18 protein-coding genes are annotated in these 12,887 nt (G+C 38.2%); 5 read left to right on the forward strand and 13 right to left on the reverse strand.

Annotated features, from left to right (window positions below; genetic code table 11):
- Positions 1–8: 8 nt before the first annotated feature.
- The 10 genes from cuyB to BQ5321_RS24470 all read right to left on the reverse strand — a co-directional run bounded on the left by cuyB (position 9) and on the right by BQ5321_RS24470 (position 5,432).
- Positions 9–713: a cysteate racemase gene (cuyB, locus tag BQ5321_RS14365; RefSeq protein ID WP_071395127.1), complete on the reverse strand. Its 705-nt coding sequence runs from the start codon at positions 711–713 to the stop codon at positions 9–11.
- Positions 706–966 (reverse strand): hypothetical protein, encoded by a 261-nt coding sequence (locus BQ5321_RS14370; protein WP_084786815.1) that lies wholly within the window; start codon positions 964–966, stop codon positions 706–708. Before BQ5321_RS14370 ends, cuyB begins: the two co-directional genes overlap by 8 nt.
- 149 nt (positions 967–1,115) lie before the next feature.
- A complete protein-coding gene (locus BQ5321_RS14375) occupies positions 1,116–1,460 on the reverse strand; it encodes a hypothetical protein (protein ID WP_071395128.1) in 345 nt (114 codons plus the stop codon).
- Between the two features lie 175 nt (positions 1,461–1,635).
- Positions 1,636–2,109 (reverse strand): hypothetical protein, encoded by a 474-nt coding sequence (locus tag BQ5321_RS14380; RefSeq protein WP_071395129.1) that lies wholly within the window; start codon positions 2,107–2,109, stop codon positions 1,636–1,638.
- Positions 2,099–2,482 (reverse strand): hypothetical protein, encoded by a 384-nt coding sequence (locus BQ5321_RS14385; protein WP_071395130.1) that lies wholly within the window; start codon positions 2,480–2,482, stop codon positions 2,099–2,101. The genes BQ5321_RS14380 and BQ5321_RS14385 overlap by 11 nt, the downstream gene beginning before the upstream one ends.
- A 271-nt stretch (positions 2,483–2,753) precedes the next feature.
- The gene (locus tag BQ5321_RS14390) at positions 2,754–3,638 is read right to left on the reverse strand and encodes a Cof-type HAD-IIB family hydrolase (protein ID WP_071395131.1); all 885 of its coding nucleotides are present in this window, start codon (positions 3,636–3,638) and stop codon (positions 2,754–2,756) included.
- Between the two features lie 177 nt (positions 3,639–3,815).
- The gene (locus BQ5321_RS14395; RefSeq protein WP_071395132.1) at positions 3,816–4,070 is read right to left on the reverse strand and encodes a sigma-G-dependent sporulation-specific acid-soluble spore protein CsgA; all 255 of its coding nucleotides are present in this window, start codon (positions 4,068–4,070) and stop codon (positions 3,816–3,818) included.
- A gap of 23 nt (positions 4,071–4,093) precedes the next feature.
- Entirely contained in the window at positions 4,094–4,864 is a 771-nt protein-coding gene (locus BQ5321_RS14400) for a TraR/DksA C4-type zinc finger protein (protein ID WP_071395133.1), read from the reverse strand.
- A gap of 144 nt (positions 4,865–5,008) precedes the next feature.
- Entirely contained in the window at positions 5,009–5,218 is a 210-nt protein-coding gene (locus tag BQ5321_RS14405; RefSeq protein ID WP_071395134.1) for a heavy-metal-associated domain-containing protein, read from the reverse strand.
- A gap of 61 nt (positions 5,219–5,279) precedes the next feature.
- Complete coding sequence (locus tag BQ5321_RS24470; protein ID WP_187143748.1) at positions 5,280–5,432, reverse strand: hypothetical protein; 153 nt, start codon at positions 5,430–5,432, stop codon at positions 5,280–5,282.
- A gap of 294 nt (positions 5,433–5,726) precedes the next feature.
- Here BQ5321_RS24470 and BQ5321_RS14415 point away from each other — a divergent pair, with 294 nt between their 5' ends.
- Positions 5,727–6,344: a YitT family protein gene (locus tag BQ5321_RS14415; protein ID WP_071395136.1), complete on the forward strand. Its 618-nt coding sequence runs from the start codon at positions 5,727–5,729 to the stop codon at positions 6,342–6,344.
- A 6-nt stretch (positions 6,345–6,350) separates the two neighbouring features.
- Here BQ5321_RS14415 and cysC read toward each other — a convergent pair whose 3' ends face one another.
- Both cysC and sat read right to left on the reverse strand, forming a co-directional pair.
- The gene (gene cysC, locus BQ5321_RS14420; protein ID WP_084786817.1) at positions 6,351–6,950 is read right to left on the reverse strand and encodes an adenylyl-sulfate kinase; all 600 of its coding nucleotides are present in this window, start codon (positions 6,948–6,950) and stop codon (positions 6,351–6,353) included.
- Positions 6,951–6,962: 12 nt separating this feature from the next.
- Positions 6,963–8,111, reverse strand: coding sequence for a sulfate adenylyltransferase (gene sat / locus BQ5321_RS14425; protein ID WP_139187807.1), 1,149 nt, complete (start codon positions 8,109–8,111; stop codon positions 6,963–6,965).
- Between the two features lie 229 nt (positions 8,112–8,340).
- On the opposite strand from sat, the gene BQ5321_RS14430 reads away from it, so the two are divergent.
- The 4 genes from BQ5321_RS14430 to BQ5321_RS14445 all read left to right on the forward strand — a co-directional run bounded on the left by BQ5321_RS14430 (position 8,341) and on the right by BQ5321_RS14445 (position 12,432).
- Positions 8,341–9,573 (forward strand): MFS transporter, encoded by a 1,233-nt coding sequence (locus BQ5321_RS14430; RefSeq protein WP_234978474.1) that lies wholly within the window; start codon positions 8,341–8,343, stop codon positions 9,571–9,573.
- Positions 9,574–9,587: 14 nt separating this feature from the next.
- The gene (locus tag BQ5321_RS14435; RefSeq protein ID WP_071395139.1) at positions 9,588–9,881 is read left to right on the forward strand and encodes a hypothetical protein; all 294 of its coding nucleotides are present in this window, start codon (positions 9,588–9,590) and stop codon (positions 9,879–9,881) included.
- A gap of 153 nt (positions 9,882–10,034) precedes the next feature.
- Positions 10,035–10,799: a sulfite exporter TauE/SafE family protein gene (locus BQ5321_RS14440; protein WP_071395140.1), complete on the forward strand. Its 765-nt coding sequence runs from the start codon at positions 10,035–10,037 to the stop codon at positions 10,797–10,799.
- Between the two features lie 166 nt (positions 10,800–10,965).
- Positions 10,966–12,432, forward strand: a complete 1,467-nt coding sequence (locus BQ5321_RS14445; protein WP_071395141.1) for a spore germination protein — start codon at positions 10,966–10,968, stop codon at positions 12,430–12,432.
- A gap of 45 nt (positions 12,433–12,477) precedes the next feature.
- Here the strand turns inward: BQ5321_RS14445 and BQ5321_RS14450 are convergent, their stop codons facing one another.
- Positions 12,478–12,753: a YqhV family protein gene (locus BQ5321_RS14450; protein WP_071395142.1), complete on the reverse strand. Its 276-nt coding sequence runs from the start codon at positions 12,751–12,753 to the stop codon at positions 12,478–12,480.
- Positions 12,754–12,887 lie beyond the last annotated feature (134 nt).

The following is a 12,887-nucleotide window of genomic DNA, read 5'->3' on the forward strand; positions in this document are numbered from 1 at the left end:
CCTTATGATCACAAGGCTTTTTGAATTGCCATTATTGCTAACATAAGCGTAGGATCAATAAGGCTCATATTCGTTTCAAAATACGGGAACATAAGAGGAACCTCCGTACAGCCTCCTAATACAAACGATGCTCCATTACTGTAGTAGAAATGGATGATTTTATCTAGTTCTTGGATAGATAGACTGTTTTCAAGCTTGCCAGCTTTGACATCCATAATTGCCCTATCTACTACTCTTTGTTCCCCCTGTTGGGGTACGATTATATCAAATGTACTTGTACTAGCTTTAAAAGCCTCTTGATATAAACCCGCTTGAATTGTCGTTGACGTTGCCAACAGAAGAATCCTTTGCCTCGACTCATTCTCATATTGCCTTTTGGTTGCTTCTACCGTATTCTCAATTAAACTATAAAAAGGAATCGTAATGGCCTTTCGTATCTCCTGAATCCATATATGCGCGGTATGACACGGCATGATGATGAAATCTGCACCAGCATGTTCTAATAATCGAGCACTTTTTATTAATTCCGCCAACGGACTATGGAATGAATGATTTTCAGCTTCTACACGGGGAGGAATTTTGGGGTTATTGTAAATGAGTATTTGCAGATGCTCTTGATCTTTTTGTGCAGGAGTATGTTTTACAATTTTCTCGAATAAATCAATGGTGGCATAAGGTCCCATCCCGCCTAATATACCAATGGTATTACTCATGTTTATTTTCTTCCTTCTTGTGGTAGCCTTCTATTCTTTGAAAAGCCAATTCAAACTCGGCTGTAGTGAGCTTTTTATCAGCAAGCAGCGAATATAGTAACGCTAACGCAATTGGCGTTACATCCACTTCGATATTAATATCTACATGGACGTCTGAATTACCACTTTGCACAATATGTGATTCATTTTGAATATCATAGGATTGTTCCTGCTCATACTCTTCATTGGCGGTGTGTTTCTGCTCTTTTCCCAATTGTCATTACCTCCTTTGATTGGCATTGTTTCTTTTTACCGTTTCTCCTGATCACTGAAGGATTGATCTTCAAACAAAAACCAAACCTCCTATATTTAACAAAGTATACATAAAACGATTGTATTAACAGCCTTTACAGCTGCATCATACTAAAAGAAATCCTCTTCCCCTTCTTCATCAAAATCGATGATTTGATGTTGCCTTTGGTCTTGCTGTTGCTGTTGTTCCTGTTCTGCGTCAGCATCTGCTGCTGCCGAGGAATGAACTTTAGCTGTTGAGTTAGAGTCAATCTTAAATTCATTCGTTGAGTTCCCACTGTTGGTAATGGTAGCCGAATTCATTACCTTTAATTCATTTTCGTTTTCAAAATCTTCCTTATAGTACTCATCCTTTTTATAAGAGCTTTTATGCTTCGTTTCTTTATCATGTTTACGCTTTTTGGGAGTACCATAATGGCTTGTACTAACATAAGAATCCTTACAAAATTCACACATTTTATAATCCTCCTTTCTATTTGCTCATTATTAGCATATTCTCTTTTCTATTAATAGGAAGGGTACATGCCTAAGAATCATGCGGATTTTTTATATAGGTGATTTGTTTTAACTTCATTCAGCAGAAGTTAAAACAGCCTAGATAATAAAAAAAACGAACTGTTCGCACAGTCCGTTACTGAAAAATAATCGCTATGATTTCATCTACAGATTTTCCACTTTCTATTTCATACAAACCTGGACGTAATTCATTTGACAGCCCACGTTTTTCAATCTCTTGGGCGAATTCCCAGCCGTTAGGGATAATCTTCGCCTGCTCAAGAGCATTTCCAACATCAATACTCGTCATTCCCGAGGAGACTGACAGAATTGTACGGTAAATAATCTTTTCTTCTCCCGCTTCTTCTTGCTGTTGTTCTGCCGGTTCAGCAGTTGTATATTGATTCCATTCCTCTTCAGTATGAATCACATAGCCTTCTGCGCCAAGCTTTACTTTCATTTCATCAACAGATAAATCAGCTGAAGCAACCTCTGAATCCACTGATTCGCTACTCTTTACTTCACTTGGACCCAGATAATAGACAGCAGCACAGACGCCGGCTGCAACGATAAGCCCCCCGGCAAAGCTGCGTAATGAATTAGATGTCATTAGCTGCTTTCCCTCCTTCATCCTTCGTTCTTATATATGGGGCAAGTAGTTGCTTTACCTCTTCCATGCTCATTTGCTGTTTCATGGCAATACTATCCAAGGAATACCCACGTCGATGTAGTTCAAGAATCTCGCGCAATCGTTGTCGATGCGAAGCAGTCCCGATTTCTATTCCTGCCTCCTGCACGGTAATCTCAGCATCAAGTTCAACGTTTCGGATTTGCTGCTGTAATTTCGTTACTTCATCCATAAATGTAAACGACATCTCTTCAATCTGTTGTTCAATTGCCTTTGAAGAATCCTTCGTTTTCCTAAACGACAATATTAATAAAATGATTGCCGCTACAAATAAAATGGCTATTGCCCATTCCATTTCTATTATCCTCCCTAATTACATTTCTATATCGCCCTATCATATTATACATTGATTAATGACATATTTCGATTATAAGCGACAAAATACCTCGATAGTCTCGGTTTTATCAAAATTAAGATTCGTAGAATGAGAATACTTTAGGTCTATAGACTGTGTTAGATAAACAAAACTTAAGACCTAGTGTATTTTGTGATTTTATTGCCATTATAGCCTAAAAAGTTAAGCTTTCTTTTTACAAACGTGCTTGTACGCCGTTGCTCTAGCTTTTTTAGTCCCGATTGCTACCGTTTATTTCCATTTCCCTTAACATTTCTTCGATGGCAAGTGCAACACCATGTTCATTATTGTTTTTCGTCTGAAATGGACAAAGCTGCTTTATTTCCGCTGCAGCATTCTCCATTGCTACCGGACGACCTGCCCGTTCAAGCATGCTTTTATCATTTAAATTATCACCAAGTGCCATAACCTCTTGCAACGGAATCTTCATTGTATTTAACAAATATTCAAGCGCGATACCCTTTTGTGCAAGAGGGTGATTAAATTCAAGATTAATTTCACCTGAGGAGGTAATCACAATACCTTGTTTATTACACAATTTTTCATAAGTCTGCCTAAGTCTTTCTTTTTGAAGAGAAAAACTCAGAATTTTATATATTTCTATGCCCGGAATCGAAAAAATCTCTTCATATCGATTAATGAAGGTAACCTCCTCATCCTGAAAGCGTTGTTCGACACGTGCAAGGATTTCTTCACGTGAAATATGAGGATTTGCCGTTTTCATCATATCAATGATGACTTCCATAAAATATTCACGGCTCACCGAAAACACACCATGATTAGTGAAAAACTCTATATACATCTCTGCTTCCTGACAAACCATTAGAATGTCATGGCAATCTTTCACACCCAACGCTATATTCCGTATGTTTTCATGATTGCTGTCATAAATTCTTGCACCATTTAAGCAAATAATCGGGCTCGAAAGGCCTGCTTCCTGTAACGGATTATGTGCCGCATGATAGGAGCGTCCGGTGACAACAACAAATTTGATGCCACGATCAATTGCTTTTTTTATTGCTTCTGCGTTCTCGTTACTCACCTTTCCTTCCTCATTTAATAATGTACCATCTAAATCAGTTGCAATAAGCTTCATTCTCTCTCCTGCCTTACGATAAAATAGAATTCCTAGCTGCTATTGTAGATAGGAATTCTATTATTATACAATATTTTGTCGTAAGAGTTTACAACACCATTTCCTTTTATCAGCGATATGAAAACAGCCAAAAAAGATCCATTTGCACACGGCTCCTTTTTGGCTGTCGTCCTTCATTTAGATAAGCAGCAGTTCATATACTTCATTTAGATGGCGTGCTCTTACATAATCCTTTTCCTGCTGAGAATAATCGATTGCTTCTGTGAGAATTTGATTCAAATATTGACTTTCCTCTTGAGACAATGCTCGGGCAAAGTTTTCTTCTGAAGCATAATCATGCGAAGAAATCTTATGAAATAGACTTTTCCCAACTGAATCATGTTCTGTATGACCTGACAAAATTTCCAGCAAATATTCAAGTGATTGGTCCATTGATCTCACCCCTTACCTTATTTTCATTCCTCTTCTGTACGCTGATCATTTACATAAGGATCATGTTCATAGGCAGGCAGGTCACCGAAGGTTGTCATGATTCCTTCTTCATCTAGAGCCTCTTCATATTTTTGATGCTTTTCAGTTGGATAAATGGTAATATTTTTTCCTTCTATGTCAGTACCAACAAAATTCTCATAATCCTCCACATAACCAACATTCTCATCATAATCTAAAAATGTATCATGATAGCTCTCCGAAGGAAATTCAAAATCAGATGGTGTTTCAGAAGTACCCCATTGGGCAACCTCCTGCCAGGAATCCTCTGCATCAAAAGCCACATTTTCATCTTGTCCATCCATCGCAAACTTCCCGAATGGGGGCATTAATACGCCTTCTTCAATCGGACGATTTGTCGAAATCGTTTGATCTGGACTGTGCTGTTTGCAATATAGAGTGCTTGGCAGAGCTGCCAATCTTTCAAGCGGAATCTCTTGTTGGCAGGTTAAACATTGTCCATATGAACCATTTTCCATTGCGGTTAGAGCTGCAACAATGTTTTCTAGCTCATAATCCTGATGCTGGTGTAAGGCAACATCCTTCTCTCTCTCATAAAGGTCTGTAGCTTCATCAGCAGGATGATTATCATAGCTTGATAATTCCCCCATTGATTCATGATAATGCCCTTTATTCAAGTCAAACCTATCATTATCTTTCTGGCGTTTATCAATGTCCTCTTTCATCCCTAATAAAGTTGAACGAAATTCAGCTAATTGCTGTTGATTAAGTGGCATTTTATCAACCCTTTTATGTTTATTTACAGTTAGTCAAAGCTAGAGAATCCGCTTACAAATCGACAGCTTTTACATCATTTAGTTTCCTTTTATCACCCTATTCTTATTCGATTATCCATCATATTTATGGCACTCTTGAATCATTCACTGAACAAGATGAAATCCACATTCCTCGATTTTCGTTTTAATGTTATCCTGTGATATCTTTTTATCATTGTATTTTATTTTAACCTCCCCATCCTGAACATCAACTAATGCTCTTTCAATTCCGTTCATAACCATTAAAGCAGTTTCTAATCTATGAATTGGACACTCCTCTATCGCTTCCTTTACGAATAATGTTAACTCGGCCAATCGTCTTCTTCCTTTCTATTTTATAAATATGAAAAAACACCGCCTTAAACGGTGCTGGGAGTTAGCTTGGATTGTTTTCATCTAATGCTAAAGTAAATACCTTCGTATATTCTCCAGTATTAATTTCCTTTTCATTTGCCTCTTGCTGTAAATTGTCTTCTGTATTGATTCCTTCAGCAAGTGTCGGTTCATTCGTTTGTGGTTGTTTTTTCATGACCTTCCCACCCCTTTCATACCTATCGTCTCCATCGGATTTTCTTTCATTCATCGTTATCGTTGTAAAGTTTCCCCATTTAGAAAGGTTTATGAAAAATTTCAGTTTACCAAAGAACTTGTCCTTATTTTTTCCTCTCCTTCATATGTATTAATAGGAAAAGCTTTCCTCAATCAAAGACTCTGTTAATCTTGGTTATTGACTTCCGTTCCAGAGCTAATTCATTACCATATAGGGTTGCATTAAGAAAGGGGTTATACATATGGGAATATTGAGGAATTCTACATATACAAGATGAGAAGGGGTATATACACTTACACAGCACTGCTTTTTGGAGCGACTATCCAAGGCATGTCCATGTCCTTATTTTTATTTCCTCACTCTATTCCATCTGGTGGCGGCGCTGGCATTGCCATCCTATTAAATCATTGGTTTGGTTTGTCCTTAGGCTTTTCCTTATGGTTGGCAAATATATTCTTTTTATTATTTGCACTAAATTACTTTGGTTTCACATGGACAGTCAGGACTATTCTTGCAGTAGCTATCACATCTACAACTGTCAGTATCCTAACCGCTCACCTTCCATTACCACATATCCATATCCTATTTGATATTGGAGCCGGAAGTCTATTCTTTGGAATTGGAGTTGGTATCCTTATAAGAGCAGGTGCTTCCAGTGGAGGTATGGCTATTCCAGCTGTTATGATTGCCTCCTATAAAAAATGGAGTCCTGGTAAAGTCATGCTTGCAATTAACTTCTTCATTTTTGTCTTAACATCGCTTGTAATTGATTATAAAATTGTTTTCTTTGCAATTATTTGCCAATTCATTTCAACTAATATGATTGACACTATCTATCACCTACCCATACAAAAAATGAAGCTGCTTGCCCCTAGTTGGCGCAAAAGATAGCAGATCCTAGGATAAGATCTGCTTTTCCTTCAAATAACTCAATATTCTCTGCACCGATTGTTGAATCGTCATTTCATTGGTATCGATAAAAAGCTCTGGATAATCGGGTTTTTCATATGGTGAACTAATACCGGTGAATTGAGGAATCTCTCCTATTCTCGCTCGCCTATATAACCCCTTTGGATCTCGATTTTCACAGACCTGAATTGGACAATGAACAAAGACTTCAATAAACTCTCCCTGTTCGAACATCCTTCTTACCAATTGACGATCAGCTCGGAAAGGGGAAATAAAGGCTGAAGAGACAATAACGCCGCTGTCTACAAATAGCTTTGCCACTTCACCAATGCGGCGAATATTCTCTTTCCGATCATCCTCATCAAAATTTAAATCTCGGTTTAGGCCATGACGGATATTATCACCGTCTAAAACATAACTTCTAACCTTTTGTTGAAACAAGGCATAATCAACTGCATTTGCCAGGGTCGATTTTCCAGAACCTGAAAGTCCAGTAAACCAAAGCACACAGCTTTTATGACCATTTAAATGATAACGGTTTTTCTTTGTAACGGTCATATGATGCCAGGTAATATTATTAGCTTTCATAACCTTCATCCTTTATGATTTTGTATATGCTTTTCTCATACCTTCAATTAAAATTTCCACTACTTCTTTGCGGCTGAATTCTTTAGGCGGATGCTGTCCGTTTTTCAACATCGCCCTTACAGCTGTCCCTGAGAGGATGATTCGATCTTCCGTTGCATGCGGGCAGGTTTTTTCTGATGCCATATTTTCACACTTCTTACAAAAAAAGCTGTGCTCAAAAAATAACGGTTTTATTCCCAACTCTTCTTCCTTAAAATGATGAAAAATATTTTGGGCATCATAAGTTCCATAATAATTTCCCACACCAGCATGATCACGACCGACAATAAAATGTGTACAGCCAAAATTTTTCCGGACAATCGCGTGGAAAATAGCTTCTCTCGGGCCTGCATACCGCATGGCAGCAGAGAATACTGACATAAATACACGATCTTTCGGATAATAATTCTCGAGCAAAGCCTGGTAGCTCTTCATCCGTATTTCGCTTGGAATATCATCAGATTTGGTTTCACCTACCAATGGATTTAAAAATAATCCATCCACCATTTCTAATGCGGTTTTTTGAATATATTCATGGGCTCGATGAATCGGGTTACGTGTTTGAAATCCAACAACGGTTTTCCAACCCAGTTGATTAAACATTTCCCTTGTTTGAATGGGATCTAAATGATATTGCTTAAATTGGTTATGCTTAGGCCTTTTCCTTAGGGTAATCGGACCTGCTAAATAAACATCAGGGCGCTCAAATAATTTTTTTACACCTGGATGGTTTAGATCGGTTGTTTGATATACCTTTTCAGCTTCTACCTTTTTATCTGGAAGGAAGATTTCCTTCACTTTCATTACTCCATAGACAGTCCCATTATGAGTAAGATTTATGGTCTCTCCAACGTTGAGCTCCATCACTTTCTGTTTATCAACGGCTAATGTAATCGGGATAGACCACGGCAAACCATTGGACAGTCTCATCCTTTGAATAACAGATTCATAATCCTTTTGCTCCATAAATCCTTCAAGGGGACTGTAGGCTCCATTGGCGATTAACTCCATATCACTTAGCTCCATATTCCCTAATTCAACATTTTTTAGAGAAGAATCTATTTTCATTAATCGATCGATTCGATTCACTAGCTTACCGCCATGCGGATAATTTTCATACACAGCCTTTTCCTCCCCTAGACGATCATTTTACATACAAGCTAAAGTTACATTCGCTTCTAGTCTAAAACTAGAGTATTCAAAAAATGGGTGATTGTGTAGATTATGGGCTTTTTCCTACTAAAATTAGGCGTCTGAATTTGAATAATCACGTGTCACCTATCTAATAATAGAAAAGCTTATTCTTATTGTTGGGGGTGTACTTTCATTGCCAAAGCAAAAACATAAAGGAATGACCATTGCTGCAATTGGGTCAATTCCGCTCATTCTGGTTTTAGGGAATTCGATGTTAATTCCCATTCTTCCAAAAATGAAATCAGAATTAGCGTTGTCACAATTTCAGACAAGCTTAATCATCAGCGTCTTCTCAATTTCCGCGGCTATCATGATTCCGATCCTAGGTTATTTTTCTGACCGGTTTTCACGTAAAGCAGTCGTTATACCTGCTCTTATTTTATACGGCAGCGGCGGGATTTTAGCAGGGGCAGCGGCGGCTTGGTTTACTAATGCCTATACGTGGATTCTGGCCGGGAGGATTATGCAGGGAATTGGAGCTGCAGGGACTACTTCAATGGCAATGGCTTTAACAGGTGATTTATTTAAGGGAGGAGAGCAAAGCAAGGTACTCGGTTTAGTCGAAGCATCGAATGGATTTGGAAAGGTTGTCAGTCCCATTATTGGCTCTTTGTTAGCTCTGTTATTTTGGTACGCGGCTTTTTTTGCTTTTCCGATTTTTTGCCTCATCTCCATTCTGTTAACCATCTTTTTTATTAAAGAAAAGAAAAAGAAAAAGGAACCTCCTGCATTTGGAAAATATGTTAAAAGCCTTGTCTCGGTTTTCAAAGCAGAGGGGCGCTGGCTGTTTGTAGCTTATTTAGCAGGGGCCACCTGTTTATTTACCTTATTTGGGATCTTATTTTACATCTCCGACATTCTTGAGAAGGACTATAAAATTGATGGTGTGCTAAAAGGAAGTATATTAGCCATTCCTTTATTATTTATGACCACCACATCCTATATTACCGGCAGTAAAATTGGTAAAAATATGAAGTTGATGAAGAAATTAATTGTATTAGGTCTGTTCCTTATGACCGTTTCCTTTGGTGTACTCGTTTTCTTTACAAAGCTCGTTCCCTTTTTTGCCATATTAGTCATTAGTTCTATTGGAACAGGACTTGCTTTACCATGTATTAACAGCTTCATTACCGGCTCTGTCTCAATGAATCAACGGGGTTTTGTTACATCTTTATATGGTTCTGTCCGCTTTCTAGGGGTCGCTGTTGGACCACCCATTTACGGGGCTATGATGGAATGGTCCCGTACTGGAATGTTTGTCTCAACTGCTTCTCTAACCTTCCTAGTTGGTTTATTGTGTATCGCGTTTATACATGTTGGGAAAAAACAGTCTTCCAAGGAAAAGGAAAAAGATAAAGATACATTGTTTGAAAAACTACAGTTTACGTAAGGAGCTGGAAAAAGTTGCAAATCTATTTTTCACCTGAAGTCATGACTCCAGAGTTTCAAGTTCTAAATGTATTGGATTCGGCTGAAAAGGCTGTTGGCAATGTAGCATTTTTATTTGATGAGAAAAAACTATATGTCTATGGAATATTGGAAGAAGAGGGCGTAGCAGCGGATTTTAAAGATTTAGTGACACCATATATTAAAGGTCTTGCGAAGGCAAAACCCGATTTAGATATTCTTTCCTGTCTCTATGTAGGCTGTAAACAAATTAAGCTGAATGAAGAAAAAGAAAATGAGAAAGAGAAATAACCTGTACTCAGCAAACAATAACACAGTATGATGCAAGTCCAGCCGGGAATGGCTGGGCTTTTTCTATATCCTATTTCAAGAAACAAGGTGTCACAAGGCAAATCCCTAGAACATAAATTGAGTATATAATTTTTGTTTGGAGAGTGCTTCTTGATGAGTATAGCGATTATTGTGATGGGCCTATTAGTAGGTTTTCTAGTTGGTCTGACCGGTGTTGGAGGAGCTGCCTTGTTAACACCGGTATTAATACTTCTAGGCATTAATCCTACAGTTGCAGTTGGAACGGACCTGGCTTATAATTCGATAACGAAATTTTTTGGTTCTGTTCAGCATTGGCGGCAAAAAACGATTAATGTACGTTTAGTTAAATATCTTGCCATCGGCAGCATCCCTAGCGCTGCCTGCGCAGTCGGTCTGCTCCATTTGTTTGATACCTTTTTTCATAATCAAGAGGAAATTATCAAACATGCTTTAGGTTATGTATTGATTCTAGTTGCTTTAACAACTCTGATCAAAACCTTTATGAATGACAAATATCAAATCAATTCTGTCCAGATGAAATCACTATCTGAAAAAAAAGCCTTAACCATCACGATAGGGGCTGTCTTAGGATTTATTGTTGGCTTAACCTCCATTGGCTCTGGCTCATTATTTGCCTTAGTCATGATCTTTCTCTACAGGCTGACTCCTGCTGAACTGGTTGGGACTGATATTGCCCATGCCTTCCTATTGGTAACCGTAGCCGGACTATTACATGCTGGTATAGGAAATGTAGATTACCTGTTAATGTTTAATCTCCTGCTCGGTTCGATTCCAGGCGTCATCCTGGGTAGTACTCTTTCCTCCAAATTACCAGCAAAACCTTTACGAGCAATCCTGGCTTTAATGATCCTCATTAGCGGATTTAAGCTGATTTAAGCTGAGAATTCCTTGTGAAATGGATAACTTCTATTATTGAAACTTTTGCCACTTTTTTAAAAAAAGAGAAATGCTTGTAGATAGTATGATTTTTCCTACTAATGTCTATCATGAAAGTAGCCACCAAAAATGGGAAAATAAGAAGAGGTTGTTTTTGAGGTGAATTATGGAAGAAAAAGCTAACAATAAAAAACTTGCTACAACCAATATTGAAGACAACGTAGCCTATTTAAGGCAGGAGCTTGGTGTTGGCAAAAGCTTTGATATCATCCATTTGGATGTTGAATATGCCGAAGTGAAAATGGCACTTTTTCTCGTTGATGGTCTAATCAAAGACGATCTTCTTCATTTATTAATGAAGTTCTTGGCTAAAGTGAAAAAAGAAGATCTGGAAAAGGATGTCTTAAAAAATCTTCTAAAAACGTATATTCCCTATGTAGAGATTGATACAACCGATGATTTAAACAAAGTGGTTGATACCGTTTTGTCTGGACCAACTGCTTTTGTTGTAGACGGAATTGATGAGGTCATTTTAATTGATGCCAGGACATACCCTGTCAGAGGTCCAGAAGAGCCTGATACAGAACGGGTTGTTAGGGGCTCTAGAGATGGCTTCGTGGAAACCATTGTCTTTAACACAGCCTTAACGAGAAGACGAGTTCGGGACCGAACATTGCGAATGGAATTTATGCAGTTAGGCAGGCGCTCCAAAACCGATATTGTTGTTTGTTATATTGAGGATATTGCTGATCCGAAAATGATAAAGAAATTGAAGGATACCTTGAGTGAAATTGACACAGATGGACTGCCGATGGCTGATAAAACCATCGAAGAATATATTTCAGGTGGCTATTGGAACCCATTTCCAGTAGTACGTTATACCGAGCGGCCAGATACTGCGGCCACCCATCTTTTTGAAGGTCATGTTATTATTTTTACGGATGGGTCACCTTCTGCTATGATTACACCGGTTACCTTCTGGCATCATGTCCAGCATGCAGAGGAATATCGGAATAAACCGATTACTGGTGCCTATCTTCGTTTTGTTCGTTATTTGGCTATTTTTGGTTCGATTTTTTTAATGCCACTATGGTATTTACTAAATATTGAGCCAGGACTTGTTCCGGAGCAGATTGATTTTATCGGTCCAAATGACCCTGGGCAAATTCCTTTACTGTTGCAATTTTTACTCATAGAAGTCGGGATGGATATGCTACGAATGGCGGCCATACACACTCCTACTTCACTCGCTACAGCGCTTGGACTTGTTGCTGCATTAATGATTGGTCAAATAGCGGTTGAGGTCGGTCTGTTTACCAATGAAGTCATCTTGTATTTTTCTATTGCTGCAATTGGGACCTTTGCCACACCAAGCTATGAGCTTAGTTTAGCCAATCGACTCGTACGTATCGGATTATTGCTGCTGACTGCTATTTTCCATACATATGGTTATATTATTGGTATCGTATTGTTCATTATCATGCTAACTCGGATGAATTCATTTGGTGTGCCATATTTATGGCCTTTCATCCCATTTAATATTCGTGCATTTCGAGATGTACTATTAAGATCACCCATTCCATTAAAAAATCGCCGTCCACGGATTCTGAAGCCAAAGGACCCTGACCGATAATAAAAAAAGCGCTGTTTTGGCGCTTTTTTTATACCCTATGTACCATTAATTGCTTTTAACTCCATAAAGAATACATGCCACCCCACCAAATATCCACAGCAGCTTAACAAATGAAATTTTATCCGCAATACCAACTAATCCGATGGTTGTCGTTACAATCAAAATAATTGGTCCTATTAAGGCCAGTGAGCTATTTATCATCAATGCCTTTTCGATATCATTATATTTTATAAACAATATGGCAACGAAAATCTCAATACTGCCAGACAGCATTCTTAATAGAGCCATTCCTATAATGGCTTTTTCCAAAAATTGAAACATATTTTTCCTCCTAAACACTCTGCTTGGTCTAATATATGCAGCAAGACACGTAAGAAGGACAGCTTATCTAAAATAAAAGGAAGAATGATCAGATATGTTGATAACATCGTGAAATATCCACTCAGCATCTGTAG

Origin of the sequence: Bacillus tuaregi, assembly GCF_900104575.1 — a bacterium.
Classification (GTDB): Bacteria; Bacillota; Bacilli; order Bacillales; family Cytobacillaceae; genus Bacillus_BD; species Bacillus_BD tuaregi.